The organism is Acidicapsa dinghuensis, from assembly GCF_025685685.1.
Classification (GTDB): Bacteria; Acidobacteriota; Terriglobia; order Terriglobales; family Acidobacteriaceae; genus Acidicapsa; species Acidicapsa dinghuensis.
In genome coordinates this window covers 1-18,317 of sequence record NZ_JAGSYH010000011.1, presented here as the reverse complement: position 1 = coordinate 18,317, position 18,317 = coordinate 1, and the positions used below count along the sequence as shown (strand labels likewise).

Genomic DNA, 18,317 nt, shown 5'->3' with positions numbered 1-18,317 from the left:
AACCCTCCCGGCTGATCCATTCGCCAGCCTTACTGTTGCATACGTGCGGGCATGTGCATCAGTTCCATTTTCCGCTCATCACCCAAATCACTACTCGTGGTAAGGCGTCTTCAGATACTTCTTCGCCAGCTCACCCTGCGTCGTGTCGGCCCCATTATCCAGGGCCCAGTGGTAATCCTGCACCGCCTTCGCCCGCTGCCCATTCAGATCATGAGCCTTACCAGCATCCACCAGCGACCGCCGTTTCAGCTCTGCGCCCACTCCCTGCGTCCACGCCGTCTGCTCATACGCCTGCGCGGCTTCATCGTAATGCCGCTGCCCCTGCAGCGCCTCTCCCAGCCCGAAATATGCCAGCTCCACATGCGATGACGGAAAATATCCCGGCTTCTTCGCATCCTCGATCAAATCTTCATAAGCCTTCGCCGCCGCCATGCCTTCCCCGGCGTCCTTGCGCAGATTGGCCTCTTCCAGATGAAAGAGAAAATCATGCGGATACTGCATTTCCAGCTTGTGAACCACCGCAATCGCATCCTGATACTTCGACTCCCGTCGCAGGAACAGCGCCATCACCGTCCCAGCCTCAGCCGAAGTCATCGGCCCATGCTCGAAGTCGTCGCGCAACATCTCCAGTCCGCGCGACTTCGAGCCAGTAATTCCGGCAAACCCAAAGAGGAACTTAAAACCCCACGGCAACGCGCCGATCACATACTGATAGGTTCCCACCACCAGCTTCGCGTCTTCATACTGCGGATCGATCTGCAGCACCTTCACCTCATCGCCATGCGCCGCGAGCGCCAGATGAAAGCACCCGCTGAATCCTCGCTCCACCATCGCCAGATACGCGGCCTTCAAACTCCGTGCCCACCCCCGCGCATACAGCGCATCCACATCACGCGGATTCTTACTCAGCCGTGCACCGGCTTCATGCTCTACCCGATCTTCCAGAGCAAAAATTCGATCCCGCACCGTCGGATCTTCCGGCGTCGGATGCTTGCCCGTCAGAAATCCATCGTTGGCATAGAAGGTCGTGTCCAGCAGATCCTGCCGGTAAAGCTCCTCAAAGACCCGCGCCTCCAGCAGAAAGGTAGTCGCATCCGGTGACCCGGGATGCGCTGCCTGCACCTTCTCAAATAGCGCAACGCTTTTCGGGTAATCCAGGTCGTAAAAATAGCGGTAGGCTTCTTTCACATCAGGATCGTTACGCAGCGCATCGCCATGCACCTCAGCCACAGCTCCTGCACAAACACCCAGACCACCCAACAGCATTACCCAGCCCAACTTACCGAATCGCAATCGTCCTCCAGCATTCCTGCCAATTTGCCTTGCAGTTTCTCTACATCCGGGGCGCAAAAAAGCTCCAGTCCCTAGAGCGTGAAATCCAATCCCTCCCGCTCACAAAAGGAGGCGCACCCTACTTTGACGTTAATACCTCTAGGAGGACGGAAGAATTTCGTCCCCTGCAAGTCCCTTTTCCAATAGCATTCGAGCATGAAGAAAAGCGATATCAGCCCCGTCGAGACATCTCGCGGTCAGGCTGATCCCGTAACTGTCTTTGAAACTGCTCTTCCTGTGTTCGATGCATGCCTGGTTGTTGTTCGTCGCTATTTGCCGAAAAGGGGTACGCATGAAACGTCGCAGGAAGGGCTCCATGTCTCGTTCGCAAACACTGCACCTACTTCTCGCCCAGGCGCAATCCAACGGCTTTGACCTTCGCCGCTGGTACCAGAACAACATCAATCTGGAGTGGGCAGGAATGGAAGACGCGGTCGCGTTTCTTGCTACCGGAAATCACTACTTTGCCTTGGTTTTCTCTCATGATTTCGCCCGTGCTTTCTGGCAAAAGGGCGCGCAGATGAATTTCATCGTTCCCGCCAAAACGTATTCACGCGTAAATGGGCGCGGCCAGGTCATCACCATCAACCGCAAGCCCTTCACCCGCCGCACCATCAAAGCCGATGTCTGGAAATATCACCTGCGCCAGATGGCCGTCAGCGACGATCCCCTCCGCTACCTCAAACGTTTCCTGCCAACTCACGAGGATTTGCAACCTGAAGGCGATCCGGACGAGCCTCTCTCAGCCGTCAGCTGAAATTCGTCACAAGAAAAATATTTCGCTTTTCCAACAGGCTCACGTACTAAAATTCGGTGCGTTCGTCTTTTGCTTTCTCTTTGCCACTTGCCTTACCGGAGGTTCTGTGCATACCGTTTTTGTTTAAAAATCAGGCAACACAGAAAGCAACTCTTCTCAAAGGACTTAAGTACCGTAAAGCGGCTGTTGCAATATTGCTATTACCTTTACGGTAACTAGCAATCGCAAATTTTAAGGGCTCTCAGAGGCCCGTTAACACTGTGCAAAACTGCCCATAAATTGCTTCAAATCTTTGACTTGGTACTCCATACCCGATATGATTTTGGAGTTGCCTATGCAGACAAACACAGTATGCACCGCACGAAACCGATATCGCACACTTGCCGCAGCTGCAATTGCTCTGCTGGTAACTGTAGCTGGGGTTTCGGCGCACAGCACTGAGAGTTCGCATGCACGCAGCGGCTCAAACACGACGAAGTCGCGCAAGTGGATTCAGACAGGCCGCGCCAGTTGGTATGGCCGCCGTTTTCAGGGCCATCGCACCGCGAGCGGCGAGGCCTTCGATCTGAATCTCCTTACCTGCGCCCATCCTTCGCTTCCCATCGGCACCCTGGTCCGAGTGACCAACCTCGGTAATCGCCGGTCAGTCATGGTTCGCGTCAATGATCGCGGTCCGGTCCCTACAGGACGCATCGTAGATCTTTCCTACGCGGCAGCTCGTTCGTTAGGCTTTAGTAGAAAGGGCAGCGCGCACGTGCGCCTGGAAAAGGTCGATGGTGCCGAAGCAGCCTTGCTTAACTGGCCTGAACTCGGCCCGCCAGCCGCCTTCGCCGCGTCTCGTTAACTCAATCCAATTGGAGTAGAAGCAATGGCTGAGCAGGTCACCCGCAAGGCTGCGTCCGAGTGCCAGCCTGAGCTTTCTCCCTACGAGTGCGCCAGACAGCGGCTCATTGTGGCCTTGGACTTCTCCGCCGCCGACTCTGCTCTTAGCTTTGCCGACAGGCTCAAAGATCAATGCCAGTGGTTCAAGATCGGACTGGAGCTGTTCATCGCCTCCGGTCCTGCTATCGTCGAGCGCCTCGTCGAGCGCGGCCACTCCGTCTTTCTCGACCTCAAGCTCCACGACATCCCCAACACCGTCGCCTCAGCCGTCCGCTCCGCCGGTTCCCTCGGCGCATCCATGCTGACCATCCACGCCTCGGGCGGCCCCGTAATGCTGGCCGCTGCGCGTGAAGCAGCCGCCAAGCTTCCGTCCCCACCGCAACTGCTCGCCGTCACCGTCCTCACCAGCATGGACGAGCCCCAGCTCGCAGCAACAGGCATTCCCCGTTCACCCGTCGAACAGGTCCGTCTGCTCGCGCAAACCGGCCTCGACTCCGGCATCAATGGTTTTGTCTGTTCTCCTCAGGAAGCGGCAGCCCTGCGCGCACTGGCCGGACCATCCGCAACTCTGGTCACGCCCGGCATCCGCCCTTCCGGCAGCGAAGTCGGCGACCAGAAACGCATCGCCACCCCCACCAGTGCACTCGCCGATGGCGCCAGCTATCTCGTCGTTGGCCGTCCCATCACACAGGCAGCCCAGCCTGAGTTAGCCGCTGAAGCCATCCTGCTCGAGATCGCCGAAGCGCTGGCCATCGCTCCTACTGAATAATCAAGCCCTTCAGTATTCAGCGCAACCGAAGCTACATCGCCCCGCGTCCCCAAAGCACGGCAGGAACAGTCCCGACTAGTATCTTGAGATCCAGCAGCAGCGACCACGAATCGATGTATTCGAGATCCAGGCGAACCCAGTTTTCAAAGTCCGTGTTGTTGCGGCCGCTCATCTGCCAGATGCAGGTAATACCAGGCGTCACGCTGAACCGGCGCAGGTGCGAAGATTTCTCGATACGCAGCACATCGCGCACCGACATCGGCCTCGGCCCCACCAGTGACATGTCGCCCAGCAGCACATTCCACAGCTGCGGCAACTCGTCGATGCTCGTCTTACGCAGGAACGCGCCAATGCACGTGATGCGCGGATCTGCCTTGATCTTGAAGGCCGGTCCAGGAAATTCATTCCGGTGCTCAAGCTGCGCCTGCAACACCTCTGCATTCACCACCATCGTGCGCATCTTGAAGATGCGGAAACGCCGGCGATGCAGTCCGTACCTGTCCTGCGTAAAGAAGATCGGTCCCTTGCTGTCGAGCTTGATCGCAATCGCCGCCGCAAGCATGATCGGAGCAGTCATTACCAGCAGAGTACCCGCCCCGGCAATATCGATTGCCCGCTTGGCATAGCGCGTCCAATCCTCGCGCACCATGCGCAAAATCGAGTGGTTCTTCACCGACTCCCGGTCAAGCTGCGCAATCTTCGTCTGGAACAGGTGCGCAGAGTGCCGCACCTCCACGCCAAACTGCTCGCATACCCCGATCACCTGCTGAATCGGCTCATACATCGATTTCACCGGCAGCGAGCAATACACCACCGACACCGGATGCTCCTTCAGCAACGCGTCAAGCAGATCCAGTCCGCCCAGATAACGTTCGCGCATCTCTCCCGATCCGATAAACGTATCGTCTAGAACGCCAACGACGTTGTACACCGGCGAGTCATGCATCTCCTCAAACGCCGCCTGCCCGCTCGGCCCTGAACCGACAATCAGCACATCGCGCTTCGGAATGATCGTATCGATCGACATCCAGCCGATAAAGCAGGCCAGGGCAAGAATCAGCAGGTTCAGCAAAGAAGCCGCCAGAAAGAATCCGCAATCCACCATCAGCGACTCCTGCCAGTCAAGCCGCGACAGCAGCGCCGGATAAATAATCAGCGTGCAGAGAAAAGCAGCCAGAAACCCGCTGGCCATTTCCTTATGCAGAATTCCGTCGCCGTAGCTGCGGCTGCGTCCAGTCGCGATGCGTGATACCAGCGTCACAGCCCCAAGCATGAACGTTTCCAGCACGCTCACACGCGGCACATACCACCACGACGGGCCTTGAAACATCAGACCCGGGTGGAGAAAGAACCAATAAGCAATCAATACTGCAGCCGGAGAGGCATTGCGCGCAATCCGATAGACCGACGACTGTAATGTGCCTACATGATGCAAATGGCGCTCAAGTCTTGCCCAATCCAGCCTGGGTCTTTCTGTCTTCGACGCAATCGCTCGGGAAGTGGCGTCTATAGTCCAGTTACTCATTTACCCGACCAATCACCGGAGTTCCGGGGGTGTTCCTACTCTTGTTTTATCCGCACACAAACAACGTGATTGCCGTAGCGATCGTTGCTTATGGCTACGTGGGGAGAGAGCGTGCTCTGCAACTCAAGTCTGCGTCTCAGGATAAGAAGTATCGGCAGCAACACCAATACCTCAAAAGCCGTATCATCGTGAACCATTGCTGCCACATAGTGCATACATCCCGTAGCAGCGTTTCATTCGGTCACTGGCTTCATCGGCAACAGAGTGACTGACGTTTATACGCCGTCATCGCTCATATTGCAAAAACATTCATTTCCGTCGCCGTCTCTCTACCGTGCAGGTCTACAACAGCCGCAAAGGATCGACGTCGGCAATCACATTGCGCCGCGGAATTCCCACTTCCTCCGCATGCGCCATGGCGCCTCGCAAAGCCGTATTCAGCGCCCTCCGCGAAGCCGCCTTCAAGATGAGATGAAACCGGTAAATCTCTTTAATACGGGCAATCGGAGCAGTGCAAGGCCCCAGCACGCGCACGCCCTCAGGCTTGATCCGCTCAAACCATTTCCCCAGCTCTGCCGACCATCCCGCAGCCTCTTCCATGCGCTTTGAAACCACCAGTAGATTCGCCAGCACACCAAACGGCGGATAGTGCATCCATCGCCGGTACTTGATTTCGCGCGTAACAAAGCCGTCATAGTCATGCTCCGAAGCAGCCTGCACCGCATAGTGCTCCGGATAGTACGTCTGCAGCACCACCCGCCCCGGCAACTCGCCTCGCCCCGCGCGCCCCGAAACCTGCGTCATCAACTGAAAGACCCGCTCCGCCGCGCGAAAATCCGGCAGCGCCAGTGCATGATCGCAGCCCACCACCCCCACAAAGGTCACTCCATGCACATCATGACCTTTGGCAATCATCTGGGTACCGACGAGCAGATTGATCTCACCCGAATGGAGCCGCGCCAGCACCCGCTCCATGTCGCTGCGCCCCCGCACCGTATCGCGATCCATGCGCCCGATCCGCGCCGCCGGAAAAATCTCCTGTAACCGCTCCTCACCCTGCTGCGATCCCGCACCAAGATAGTAGAGATGCTCGCTCTCACACTTCGGACAAACCTTCGGCACCGAACGCCGATACCCGCAGTAGTGGCACTCCAACCGCTGTCCTGCAACCGCGACATCATCCAGCGAATGCGACGACTTATGATGCGTCAGCGAGATAGCGCAGTTCACGCATTCCAGCTTCTCTCCGCACGAGCGGCACATGCACACAAACGAGTAGCCGCGCCGGTTCAGCAGAATCATCGCCTGCTCCCCGCGATCCAGCGCCGCCTGCGTCTCCTCAATCAGCCGCCGCGAAAAGAGCTGCTCCTTCCCCGTCTGCTGAAACTCCATGCGCATATCCACCAGCTCAACCCGCGGTAGCGGCCGATGGTTCACACGCTCCGTCATCGCCAGCCTGCGATACTTCCCTGCTTGTGCGTTTTGCCACGTCTCCAGCGAAGGCGTCGCCGACCCCAGCACCACCGGCACATCCTCCAGCTTCCCGCGCATCACAGCCACATCGCGCGCGTTATACCGCGGACTCTCTTCCTGCTTGTAGCTGTTGTCGTGCTCCTCATCCACCAGAATCAATCCCAGATTCGGCACCGGCGCAAAAACCGCTGAACGCGTGCCTACCACAATCGGAGCGTCGCCACGACGAATGCGATGCCACTGCTCCGACCGCTCCGCCGGTGTCAGCGCCGAGTGCAACAGTGCCACGCGCTGTCCAAAGGTCGCATCCAGTTGCGCAGCCGCCGCCGGCGTCAACCCAATCTCTGGCACCAGCAGAATCGCTCCCTTACCTTCATCCAAAACCCGCTGCATCGCCGCCAGGTACACCGCTGTCTTGCCCGATCCCGTAACGCCATACAAGAGAAATGGCTCAAAACTCCGCACCGTCGCTATCGAAGCCAGCGCCTCCATCTGCGCTTCGTTCAGCAGATGCCCAATCTTCCCGGCTCCCAGTCCGCTCATCCGGAACGCCGCCTGCCGCTCCTCGATCCGCACCAGTCCACGCCGCACCAGCGTCTGCAGCGAACTCGCCGACATGCCCTTTTCGCGTAGCGCCTGCAACGGCATCTCATTGCCGCACGCAGCCAGCTCCGCCAGAATCGCCTGCTGTTTCGCCGTCAATGCAGGCAGCCGCGCATCCACCACCAGCACCGCGTGCCGCTCGATGCGGCGTGCATCCCGCTCCATGGCCGAGGTCTCGCGCGCAATCCATCGCTTGCGCGCCATGCCCGCCAACAGAGGCAGACTTACCGCCGTCGCCGTACGCAGCGTGCTCAACTTCACCGCCTCACCGTCAGCCAGCCGCTCCAGCACCTTCCACTCGGCGTCTCTGCTATCGTCGTCTGTTTGCTTGCGGCGTCGCGTCGATCCCTCATCGTCGCCATCATGGTTCTTTGCCAGCGCATCCCGTCCCACATCCGTAATCCGGTAATACACCGTGCGGCGAACCTCCGCCGTCAGCGGCAACATCCCCCGCAGCACCTCGCCGATGGGAGCCAGATAATACTGCGCCATCCACTCGCCAAGCTCCATCAGGCGCGCCGATAAAATCGGCTCCTCATCAATGAGCGTCTCCACCGGCTTGGCGTCGAACTCCTCCGGCACGCGCTCATGCGCTTCTATTACCACACCGATCAGCTTTTCATTGCGAAACGGCACAATTACCCGCGCACCCCGCTGCGGAGACACACCATCGCCCACGGCATAGGTAAATGTCCGGTCCAGAGGCACCGGCAGCGCAACTTCGCAGAAACTGGGCATAGTGGCCAGTCTCCAGTTTAGTCAGCCGTATTCAGTGCCTCATTCTGACTCCGGAAATGCGCCATCACCCTCGCCGCTATGCTCCTCTGGACCGAACATTGACTCACCCGTCTTCTACGGCTCGACCATCACTGCGTCAGCGCATATACAATCGGTTGCTGATGACCAAGCGTGCGAAGTCCTCTGCCTCCAAATCCGCTGCGAAATCCAAGTCAACCCCAGTCCGCAAGCCGGCCTCTAGCCCCACGCAGGGTCCTGTCACACTCACCGTCGACATCGGGGGCACCGGCATCAAGATCATGCTCCTCGACGCCTCAGGCCAGCCCTTGACCGAGCGCATTCGCGCGTTGACTCCCACCGATCCCACGCCCGAGCGTGTGATCCACGCCATCGAAGAGTTGCGCCAACTATTGCCTCAACAGCTCGCGAACTTTGACCGTGCCTCGGTCGGCTTTCCAGGAGTCCTCAAGAAAGGCGTCACGTTGGAAGCACACAACCTCCATCCCGCCTGGGCTGGTTTTCCCCTTCAGGAAACGCTCATGGAGCACTGGAAGAAACCGGTACGCGTCGCCAATGACGCCTCCATTCAGGGCTACGGAGCCATCTTCGGCAAAGGCGTCGAACTATGCCTTACCCTCGGCACCGGCCTCGGGTCGTCACTCTTCACCAATGGTCATCTCTGCCCCGGACTCGAACTGGCACACCACCCTTGGCACAAGAAAACCTACGAAGACTACGTGGGCATGCGCGGCCTGAAGAAATACGGCAAGAAGCGCTGGAACAAGTTGCTCCAGGAAGCCTTTGCCCAAACCTCCCAGCTCTTCAACTGGGATTTCCTCCATATAGGCGGAGGCAACGCCAAGCACATCAAGTTCGATCTGCCCCACAACGCCCGCATCGTGAGCAATGAAGAAGGCCTGCTCGGCGGCGTTGCCCTCTGGCGCGATCAGTCGTAGCGCTCCGCATCTCACCCATGAAAAAGTGACCAAATTCGTACGCTTTGACCATTAAGTCAGGTCTGGTAATGCGCCCGCGCGCATCTTAATTCGCGGATTTGCGTCCATACATGGCATGGCTGCCCATTTGCCACCGGAGCTATTCGAAAAGATTCGCTTGTGATTGCATTCATGTTGCGTGGGAGGTTGGTTCTGCGATCGAAGTTCGGCGTTGTTCTCATATCAAGCGTTCTTCTTCTTTTCCGCATTTTACTTTCACAAGCACAGGTAAGCGTCCTCACGCAGCACAATGACAACACTCGCTCCGGCACCAACCTGCAGGAGAAACTTCTCAACATCTCCAACGTCAACCGCAACACCTTCGGCCGCCTTGCCCGTCGCGTCGTTGACGGCAACATTTACGCCCAGCCCCTCATCGTTGCTCAGGCGCAAATCCCCAATCGCAAATCCACCAACGTCGCCATCGTCGCCACGGAAAACAACAGCGTCTACGGCTTCGACGCCGAAGACACCAACCCGCGCTCCACAACAGCCCAGATCTGGCGCACCAATCTCGGCCCCGCCGTTCCTACATCCACGCTCTACGCCGCTCTCAACGCCCCCTACTGCACCGACATGACCCTCCAGGTCGGCATCACCAGCACCCCCGCAATCAAGCTCACACAAGACGCAGCCCCACGCAGCGGAGTAATCTTCACCGCGGCCAAAACCAAACGCGGCAAGACCTACGCCTACACCCTCTACGCCCTCAATCTCTCTAACGGATCCATCCTCGGCTCGATCCCTATCGAGGGCCAGGTCAGCGGTCACGGTTACGGCTCAACCGGCTCCGGAATCGATGCGCACATCTCCTTCAACGCCCTCTATCAACTCAATCGCCCCGCGCTGCTCCTCGCCGGCAACGTTCTTTACGTAGCTTTCGGCAGCCATTGCGACATGGGACCCTATCATGGCTGGCTCTTCGCCTACGACGTCTCCAACGCTTCCACTCCGAAACTCATCGACATCCTCTGCACCACGCCCAACGGTACCGGCTCCAAGCGCGTCAACGGACTTCCCGTAGAAGGCGAAGGCGGCATATGGATGAGCGGCGCAGGCCCATCCGTCGACAGTGACGGCTACATCTATCTCTCCACGGGCAACGGCTCCTACGACGGCATCACCGAATTCTCCGACAGCGTTTTAAAAATCAAGCTCGACCAGAACAAGCTGCGAGTCGTCGACTGGTTTACCGCGTCCAATCAAGATCAGCTCAAGGACGATGACTATGACCTCGGCTCAGGCGGAGTAGCTCTTCTGCCCGGCACACACACAGCCGTCACTGGAAGCAAGGAAGGCCGTCTCTACCTGCTCGATACCGCCGATCTGGGGCACGGTAAACAGCCTCCACTGCAATCCTTCCAGGTCACCCATCCTCATCCCCCGCCGCCTCTCGCCTACAACCTGCACAACGCGCCTGTCATCTGGCCACACAAAGACTTCGCGTACGTCTATGTCATGGGAGAAGAAGATCCGCTCAAACAGTACCAGCTCGTTCACAATCCCCAAACCAAAGGTGATGGCTGGAAATTCGATCCCGACCTCCCCTTCAAAACCAGCCCTAAAACTTCGCCTTATCCCAACTTCCCCAACGGCCTCTTCCTGCCCGACCGTACCGACCCCATCTGGATGCCCGGCGGCTTCCTCTCACTCTCAGCCGACGGCGACCACGACGGAACCGGCATCCTCTGGGCCACAATGCCTTACGCCGCCAACGCCAATCACATGGTCGTCCGCGGTGTCCTCCGCGCCTTCGACGCTTCCAACGTAGCCAAAGGCGAGCTATGGGACAGTGAAAACTCCGGCGACCCCAACGACGGCCTCGGACAATTCGCCAAATTCAACCCACCCACCGTAGCCAATGGCAAAGTCTACGTCGCTACCTTCCAGCAGGAAACCATCCTCGCCAACGGCAACCACGTAAAAGCGCCCAACGGAGACCGGCCAGCCCTGGTCATTTATGGCCTTCGCTCACGCAAACAAACAACCCCACCACCCCATCGTTAACCAAGACCGTCATTGTTCTTCTCTTGTGTCTGTCATCCCCGAAGGGGATCTGCTTCTCCATGAAACGCTCCGCGTTCTCCAACCATCCCTCGCTGCCGCCAGACCACGCAAACGCTAGGACCGTCTTCAATCCAGCATCATTCGCAAACTTGAGCCCAGAAAGAGCATCACTGGTGAAGGCAGGGCAGGTTCAGAAAGTGATTTGCCTGAAGTCTGCAGTGGACGACAGTCCGATTTGCAAGTAGACGCTCAACCGGTTCAAAATTCGCATAGAACGCAGAAAGATCGGCGGCGATATCCTCAAGACAATCGGACGAGGAGAGAGCAATGAATCTGCGAATCGGTGGTGTAACGATTGGAACATTCCTGCTGTGCATTTGTTGTACTGAGCAGGGAGTACGAGCCTCGAACCGTAGTAGTGGAAGCATTGTCGCGACTGGGCCAATGATCGCGGCACGTTTCGATCATGCTGCAGTCCTGTTGCAAACTGGCCGCGTGCTGGTTGTAGGTGGGATCGAACGCAACGGTGTAATGGAGCCCAGTGCGGAACTCTTCGATCCGGTCACTGGGCGATTCAGTCTGACCGGAAAGCCATCGGAACAGCACGGCTGGGGGGTTACGGCAACTCGCCTTCGAAACGGAAAAGTGTTGGTAGCTGGAGGTTCGACAGGTTGTGAGTCACCCTGTTATACGGCGCTCGCTGAACTCTATGATCCTGCCAGCGGGACTTTCACACCTACCGGAAAAATGACGGTTCCACGGGCCGAAGCCCGAGCAGCACTTCTCAGGACCGGAGACGTGCTGCTCATTGGCGGTACACCCATCACAGAGCACAATCCTGTCCTCACGGCAGAACTCTATCACCCATCAACAGGCACGTTCGAATCGACAGGTGCGACACACTTATCAGATGCAACTCAGATCGTACTTCTGAGCGATGGCAGAGTGCTTGTAGCAGGCAGTTCTGGATCCGATTTGTATGATCCGTCTGCAAAGCATTTCACTGCAACCGGCACAATGACGGCACTGCGTTCTAAATTCGGTGGCGCATTGTTGCCGGATGGCCGTGTACTCTTCGCTGGCGGACAGGCTGGTGGCCCGTTCGGAACCCGTGTCACAAGCACACAAATTTATGACCCTCGGACGGGCAGATTCTCACCCGGCCCGGAATTAAACGAGAACCGATTCAAACTATCCAAAGCAGTTGTTTCTCTCAAAGACGGCCGGGTGCTGATTGCCGGCGGTGCAGAGCAACCAGAAGTCTATGATCCGGCCTCACGCGCATTTATTCCAGTGGGAGGCTCCTTGCTGGATGGATTCTGCTTCTCCACGGCCACATTGTTGAACGACGGCCGGGTTTTGCTCGCAGGAGGTTACGCCAAGCCCGGAGGTTCCGGAGTCAATCATGCGTGGCTCTACCAACCATAAACGCACGTTTGATTTCATTCATCAGCACCTCATTCCTACGTACCCCTCGTGAGTGGATTGGCCCGTAGTCGGCCAAATTCGTGCACAAGCACGAATCCTGCCACCGGCGGATAGTGCACCTCTGTCCGGAAACATCTCGTAATGGATGTCATGGATCTGAACACGGCACGCGTACTTACACTTTGCCAGCCATTTTGGCGAACCACCAACGGAGGCCGACGAAGAGAAAACGCCAGTCCTGAAAAAACTCGGGCGGCTTTCCCTCAAAGGCATGGCCGATGAACTGGAAGATCCAGCCGACGACGAAGAGGCCAACGGCGAGTATCCAGAAGCGGGTGTGCCAGAGGATGAGTGGGATCACAAGGAAGCTGAGCGCGATCATGGGGATGCCCACAGTGTGGCAGGCGCGATTGACTGGGTTCTGGTGGCTGGTGGAGTACTGACGGATCCAATCATCCCAGCTTCGGTTTCCGAGCACGATGCGCCTCCAGAATCCAATCTAGCCCATGATGGGCTCGCTTGATAGGGTCAATCGCCGGCGAAGACTCGCGACGCGGAGGTGCGTGTGAAGTGATTTGACTCTCGCAGGATGGCCCATAGCAGTGCAGGAAATCCGACGATGGGCTTCAGAAGAAACTGCTTGCGTTGAGTCACGGTCAAAAGTCCGACGATGTAGCGATGCAGGATGATCTGCTGATACCAGGGGATGCTGGCGACCATGTGATGCGCCAGGTGGCAGGGCTGGCCCCACGGGCCGCCGCCAATCAGCAGCCCCCAAAAGCCCACGCCCAGGCTGCGCGCGCCGCTGTTGTTCTCAAGCGGCATGAGGTTGTGCTCGGTGAACTGCCTCAAACGGTCCACATAAAAGCCAATGTGCGGCATGAGAAGGAATGCGATAACGGTAAACAGCAGGCCGAAGAAACGGTAAAGCATAAAGAGATAGAGTCCGTTATAGATGGCTGCAATGAGGCCGGATGTAGCGCTGGAGCGGGTGTACGCGGATGTGCGATGCACAAAGAAATCTGTGTAGTTAAAAAAGCTGCCGAGGGGAAGGAAGTTGAGCCAGAGGCGGCGCGGGAAGATGAAGTTGAGAAATTCAGTGTCATCCTTGGTGCCGAATTTGGCGTGGTGCGCCATGTGGCACGCGGAGTAGCATTCGGGCTCGGCGGCTGAAAGGCGGCACATGTTGGTTGACAGAAAACTGGCCGCGCGGCTGAACGGGCTCCTGCCGGGAAAGATGAGGTTGTGAGCCGCACCCTCGTGCAGGGAGTAGATGCTGAGCGAGTATGCGAGCCAACTGTGGAAAGTGCCGGTGAAGATGGCGGCGAGGATAAGAGCCCATGAACCGGGAACAGTCGCGACGAACCAGCGGGCAAGCGCAATCCACACAAGCCAGTCAACGGCGAAGATGCTGCCGATGGCCGAGAGGCTGATGGCGGCGTGCAGGTGCGGATGCGCGCGGAACCACTTATGCAACTCACGGCCACGGACCATGACCTGATGAATTTGCTCGGGGTTGAGATGCTCAAAGTCGTGCGAGTTTGCGTATTCGCAGGCCATGGCGAACTCATCGGGGTGGACTTTCATCGCTCCTCCACCTTGACGGGTTTAGACTGCACACGCCGAGGCCGCGTTCCGTGATTTGCGGGCAGTATGCGAACCGGCGGGCCAGCCTGAATTGTTCGCAGGACGCCAGTATAGCTCGGATCACGATCTGGCGGGCGGCCCAGATCCAAACGACAGCCACAGGAGATGTGTGTGCCCCAAGGTCTCGCCGTCCGTGATCGCCGGCGGCAGGTCTTCGTCGCTGGGGCAGCTGAGACCGATGGATGCTATAGTTCTCTCGATCGCTTCAAGAGGATGACGCACACAATGAATCGCAGAACATTTCTCATGGGCAGTGCTGCCGCTTCTACTCTTCTCGCCTCCACGCGTCATCTATCCGCCGATCCGCTCGGTCTGCCTATCGGCTGCCAGACCTACCCTGTGCGCAAGTCGATCAGCACCGACTTCGCCGGCACCATGAAAGGATTAAGCGCCGCTGGCTTCACTCAGATCGAGCTCTGCTCACCCTACGGCTACGACGACTTCGCAAGCCTCCAGAAATACACACCTCAGGAACTCCGCCGCATGCTCAACGACTGGGGACTCGGCTGCATATCCGCGCACTGGTCACCGGACGAGCTCTTCAAAACACCCGACAAGAGCATAGCCTATGCGAAGGACTTCGGCATGACGCAGATGGGCATCGCCGCGCTCGGCCCCTTCAACCCAACAACCACTCAGACAGTCGATGACGTAAAACGCTACGTCGATCCCTTCAACGTCTTCGCCGAAAAAGCGCACGCCGCAGGCATCGTCGCCTTGTTGCACAACGAGGGCTTCGTCTCCGCACACATCGACGGCAAACCGGTCTACGACATGATGATCGCCCAGCTCAATCCCGAAACCACCAAACTCCAGTTCCAGGTCTCCAGCATGCAGGCCGGCTACAACCCAGTGACCTACTTCCATAAATACCCAGGCCGCTTCCTCTCCATGCACTGCCAGGACTGGGTAAAAGATCCCTCCACCAAATCCGGCTTCCGCGAAGTTCCGTTAGGCAAAGGAGTCGTGGACTGGAAAGCAGTCTTTAAAGCCGCAAAGGTAGGCGGCATAAAAAACTACTTCGTCGAACTAGAAGAAGATCCAGCACTGATGCCGCCAAGCATCCCCTACCTCAGATCCCTGCACGTCTGAAGCAAGCGCAACCTCATGCGTCTCTGATCCCAAGCAAAGCATTTTTCACCCTGAACAAAGCATCTGCATCCCGAACAAAGCACTTGTCATCCTGAGCAAAGCGAAGGATCTGCTTTGCCTTTGTCCTTGCTTTTGTTTTTGCCGTTGTTCCTCTGTCTGTCATCCCCGCAGGGGATCTGCTTCTAACAGATAAAGCAGCGTTCGTGCAAAGCGCGAACCCACCCGCCTAACAGTCCTGATAACGCGACCTACGCTGACTATCGGTGAAATCCTCTCCAGGACCCGAGAGAGTGGATGCATCTCTAATCGGGCCTGCTTTGGAACGAGCCAATCAGAATGTGCGCAAACGGAACGAAACCAGCACGCTGAAGCGTCCTGAAGGAAGCCACGTTTTGAGGGCTGCAGCGGGCCCCAGGTACAGCTCCCATCTCATAACATGCGCGTTTCAACTCCTGAACGAGGTATGCGCCGAAGCCGCGTTGACGATGCTTCTCGTCGATTTCCATATAAACGTCTGCGTATGGCCGGTTGTAGTGAAACGCCAGTCCGCCCTTGCCAATCGCAGCGCCATCGACTTCAAGAGTCCAGTCGCTACTGCCGGAGCGTTGCTCCAGGCATTGCAAAGCTTCAGCCTCTGAGGTGTTTCGAATCAGCGTCGCGTTCTTGCTCGGATGAGCCGTCGTTTCCGCATCACGAAAGACGATCTTCTCGCTGACGATGTCATGACCGTAGGTGTGCGCCATGATAAAAGAAAGAACTTCATTGCTTTGTATCTCGAAATGCTGAGCGTTACTGGCAGCAAGCAGGCTCTCGAAAAGAGCAAAGGCCTGTCCGCGATGCTCGGGAAGAACGTAGAACTCCAGGAGTGTTGGCCGGTCTTTCCAGGGGCCCGCGACCGCTACAGAACCGAAACCGGCAACCTTGTGATTAGCCTCCAAACGATATGTGACAGTCCAACCCGGACGGCGATGAATCGAATCATGGACAATCTGGCAATTCATCTCTTCCCGATGGCGTGTTCGCATCGAGAGTACATCTTCAGCGGACACCAACAGTGCTTGCAAGGGCTTGCTCCCCGATTGTCGCTCGCCTCACAGTTTATAGCGGTCAGAAGAATCCGCAACGAGGACATATAGCAGTTTTTTCCTCCATTCGCGTGGTATCTACCTTGTTGACTCCATCCCGAAACCTACCGTTTTTGGGACACTGCCTCACGCTTGCTCCGTCGCCACTCCTCGACGTTTGCGAGGACGACTTTGAGACGGGCAGACTGTTCTTCGGAGAGCGGTGCCTTCTTCACCTTTCTCAAAATGTCCTTGAACATATATCCAGATCGAAAAAAGTAAGGTCGGATTTCGAGGAAGCAGATCGCTGCTTCCATCGCTAGTTGGTCACCGTCAACGATTCGCTGAAGAGCGTTGGAATTTGTGTCGCTCCAATATCCGCCCGGGAAAGCCAGTCGGTCCCAGGTTGCGTGAAATCCCGAGCAGCGTCTTGCCATTCCTGCCATTTCACGAGGCTCTCGTCTCGATGCCGGAAAGTCTGGCGAATCCGGTCGTGAAGCTGTCGAATTGTTTCGGCATTTGTGACAATCGCCTGCGTTACGTCGCGGGTTCTCATTGTCCAATCTCAAAGTTCATGTCTACCCCGATCCCATTCTCAGTAGAAAATCGCATCGTTTTGAAACTTACCCCTTTCGAGACTGACTGCAGCGTTCTTCGATGATCGAGGCGCAAACTGCTACGCATTCATCACAGATATAGGCACGAGGATAGTCAGTGGGCGAAGCGATCAGAAATGCCACGTCGCCGTCCGTCCTATGACACCACGAGCATCGCTGCTCGGAAGTAGAAGGCGGGTTCATGGTGGCAGAATAGCCTAGTGGCTGTGTCCCGTGCGCTCGCTGATATGAAAAACGAGGAAAGGGTAGTGCCTCGATAAGGACCCTTTGCGAGACCGGTTAAGCTGAAGTCATGCCTCCAACAGGATTTCGATTGCCGATGGGCTATGCGATTTGCTGCTCGGACGACGGCAATACCTTGGTTTGCCTCTCGCGCCGCGTGAATTTGTTTGACCTATCTAGCCGGAAACGGATTTGGTCGGTTCTGCCATTCTCCCATGCTAGCGAAGCCGACTTTTCGCCTGATGGCAAAATCCTCGCAGTGAAAAACACGAGCGGTAGGATTCTTGCGCTCGACTCTGCTTCGGGTAATGTGATTCACGATTACAAGAATCAAAAAGAGGGCGAAGGAAGCGAGGTCTTTTTCTCACCTGAGGGTAATAGACTGATCGACGCTTCGTGGAAGGGAGTAATCACCGTCCGCAAGCTGCTTGAGCCCACCATCGTGACGGAGCAATCATTTCCGGGAGAAATGATAGTACGAGTCTCTCACGACACAACGAGGCGCACCTGGTTGTTCGAACATCATCCAGTTGTACGGCCCGGAGAAAACTGGCCCTCGCCTCCCTATCTCACCATAGAAAAATGGCCGATAGGAGAAGGCACAGCCAAGGTCATTGCCTTAGACCTCGACATTAGTGCATCAGCAACTATCTCCCCCGATGCTTCAAGGATTTGTTATGTATGTATTCGTCGAGGCCTAGGGCGCTGGATCAAGGTCGCACAAGCTATCGATGGTGAAACACTCGCGAGTAGCGAGGAAATCAAGACTGGCGGACCAGTAAGAGCATTGGCTTGGTCACCCGACGGCAGATATATAGGCACAGTTCAAAAGCGACGCTTTGTCTTCTACAAAGCGTCGGATCTTTCATTTGTCGGAGAAGTGCCATGCACATATCCCTCCAGCATCTGCTTCTTGCCTGGAAAAAATGACGTGGTGCTCGGTTCTTGGAAAGCTTCCGTGCTTGTCGGGCTCGACGCTATTGCAGCCGGCAAAGTGAAAATGTCGTAGGTATTTTTCGTGAGTTAATCTGGGGAACGCCGGGTGCCTGTAGAAGCTCAAGAGGTTGTTCCATCGGCGAGCGGTATCTCGGAGCGGCTGATGGGCGGGTTGTAGTTGAGGCTACCATGAGGTCTTTCGTGGTTGTAGTAGTGAGTCCATGGCTGCA

The 18,317-nt window shown here is 57.0% G+C and carries 16 protein-coding genes; 8 read left to right on the top strand and 8 right to left on the bottom strand.

The genetic code is table 11. The annotated features are described in order from the left end of the window. Nucleotides 1–90: 90 nt before the first annotated feature. The gene (locus OHL22_RS23800; protein WP_263342315.1) at nt 91–1,293 is read right to left on the bottom strand and encodes a tetratricopeptide repeat protein; all 1,203 of its coding nucleotides are present in this window, start codon (nt 1,291–1,293) and stop codon (nt 91–93) included. 355 nt (nt 1,294–1,648) lie between these two features. On the opposite strand from OHL22_RS23800, the gene OHL22_RS23795 reads away from it, so the two are divergent. The 3 genes from OHL22_RS23795 to pyrF all read left to right on the top strand — a co-directional run bounded on the left by OHL22_RS23795 (nt 1,649) and on the right by pyrF (nt 3,740). Beyond that, the gene (locus OHL22_RS23795) at nt 1,649–2,089 is read left to right on the top strand and encodes a hypothetical protein (RefSeq protein WP_263342314.1); all 441 of its coding nucleotides are present in this window, start codon (nt 1,649–1,651) and stop codon (nt 2,087–2,089) included. Between the two features lie 334 nt (nt 2,090–2,423). Continuing rightward, nucleotides 2,424–2,933 (top strand): septal ring lytic transglycosylase RlpA family protein, encoded by a 510-nt coding sequence (locus tag OHL22_RS23790; RefSeq protein WP_263342313.1) that lies wholly within the window; start codon nt 2,424–2,426, stop codon nt 2,931–2,933. Between the two features lie 24 nt (nt 2,934–2,957). Next, complete coding sequence (gene pyrF, locus OHL22_RS23785; RefSeq protein WP_263342312.1) at nt 2,958–3,740, top strand: orotidine-5'-phosphate decarboxylase; 783 nt, start codon at nt 2,958–2,960, stop codon at nt 3,738–3,740. A 31-nt stretch (nt 3,741–3,771) separates the two neighbouring features. On the opposite strand, the gene OHL22_RS23780 is transcribed toward pyrF, so the two are convergent. Beyond that, nucleotides 3,772–5,265 (bottom strand): sugar transferase, encoded by a 1,494-nt coding sequence (locus tag OHL22_RS23780; RefSeq protein ID WP_263342311.1) that lies wholly within the window; start codon nt 5,263–5,265, stop codon nt 3,772–3,774. A gap of 342 nt (nt 5,266–5,607) precedes the next feature. Beyond that, a complete protein-coding gene (gene priA / locus OHL22_RS23775; protein WP_263342310.1) occupies nt 5,608–8,079 on the bottom strand; it encodes a replication restart helicase PriA in 2,472 nt (823 codons plus the stop codon). A gap of 161 nt (nt 8,080–8,240) precedes the next feature. Here priA and OHL22_RS23770 point away from each other — a divergent pair, with 161 nt between their 5' ends. The 3 genes from OHL22_RS23770 to OHL22_RS23760 all read left to right on the top strand — a co-directional run bounded on the left by OHL22_RS23770 (nt 8,241) and on the right by OHL22_RS23760 (nt 12,509). Continuing rightward, nucleotides 8,241–9,035 (top strand): ROK family protein, encoded by a 795-nt coding sequence (locus tag OHL22_RS23770; protein ID WP_263342309.1) that lies wholly within the window; start codon nt 8,241–8,243, stop codon nt 9,033–9,035. Between the two features lie 171 nt (nt 9,036–9,206). Then, nucleotides 9,207–11,081 (top strand): hypothetical protein, encoded by a 1,875-nt coding sequence (locus tag OHL22_RS23765; RefSeq protein WP_263342308.1) that lies wholly within the window; start codon nt 9,207–9,209, stop codon nt 11,079–11,081. A gap of 327 nt (nt 11,082–11,408) precedes the next feature. Next, on the top strand, nt 11,409–12,509 hold the full coding sequence (locus OHL22_RS23760) for a Kelch repeat-containing protein (protein ID WP_263342307.1): 1,101 nt from the start codon (nt 11,409–11,411) through the stop codon (nt 12,507–12,509). A 175-nt stretch (nt 12,510–12,684) separates the two neighbouring features. Here OHL22_RS23760 and OHL22_RS23755 read toward each other — a convergent pair whose 3' ends face one another. Further along, nucleotides 12,685–12,987, bottom strand: a complete 303-nt coding sequence (locus tag OHL22_RS23755) for a DUF962 domain-containing protein (RefSeq protein ID WP_263342306.1) — start codon at nt 12,985–12,987, stop codon at nt 12,685–12,687. A 50-nt stretch (nt 12,988–13,037) separates the two neighbouring features. Then, nucleotides 13,038–14,096: a fatty acid desaturase gene (locus OHL22_RS23750; RefSeq protein ID WP_263342305.1), complete on the bottom strand. Its 1,059-nt coding sequence runs from the start codon at nt 14,094–14,096 to the stop codon at nt 13,038–13,040. Between the two features lie 171 nt (nt 14,097–14,267). Between OHL22_RS23750 and OHL22_RS23745 the strand changes: the two genes are divergently transcribed. Further along, nucleotides 14,268–15,248, top strand: coding sequence for a sugar phosphate isomerase/epimerase family protein (locus tag OHL22_RS23745; RefSeq protein WP_263342304.1), 981 nt, complete (start codon nt 14,268–14,270; stop codon nt 15,246–15,248). Nucleotides 15,249–15,550: 302 nt separating this feature from the next. On the opposite strand, the gene OHL22_RS23740 is transcribed toward OHL22_RS23745, so the two are convergent. From OHL22_RS23740 to OHL22_RS23730, 3 genes are all read right to left on the bottom strand, one after another. After that, nucleotides 15,551–16,312: a GNAT family N-acetyltransferase gene (locus tag OHL22_RS23740; protein WP_263342303.1), complete on the bottom strand. Its 762-nt coding sequence runs from the start codon at nt 16,310–16,312 to the stop codon at nt 15,551–15,553. Nucleotides 16,313–16,631: 319 nt separating this feature from the next. After that, nucleotides 16,632–16,868: a hypothetical protein gene (locus tag OHL22_RS23735; RefSeq protein WP_263342302.1), complete on the bottom strand. Its 237-nt coding sequence runs from the start codon at nt 16,866–16,868 to the stop codon at nt 16,632–16,634. Nucleotides 16,869–16,935: 67 nt separating this feature from the next. Continuing rightward, the gene (locus OHL22_RS23730; protein ID WP_263342301.1) at nt 16,936–17,112 is read right to left on the bottom strand and encodes a ClpX C4-type zinc finger protein; all 177 of its coding nucleotides are present in this window, start codon (nt 17,110–17,112) and stop codon (nt 16,936–16,938) included. A gap of 136 nt (nt 17,113–17,248) precedes the next feature. Between OHL22_RS23730 and OHL22_RS23725 the strand changes: the two genes are divergently transcribed. After that, on the top strand, nt 17,249–18,160 hold the full coding sequence (locus OHL22_RS23725) for a WD40 repeat domain-containing protein (RefSeq protein ID WP_263342299.1): 912 nt from the start codon (nt 17,249–17,251) through the stop codon (nt 18,158–18,160). The last annotated feature ends 157 nt before the right edge of the window (nt 18,161–18,317 follow it).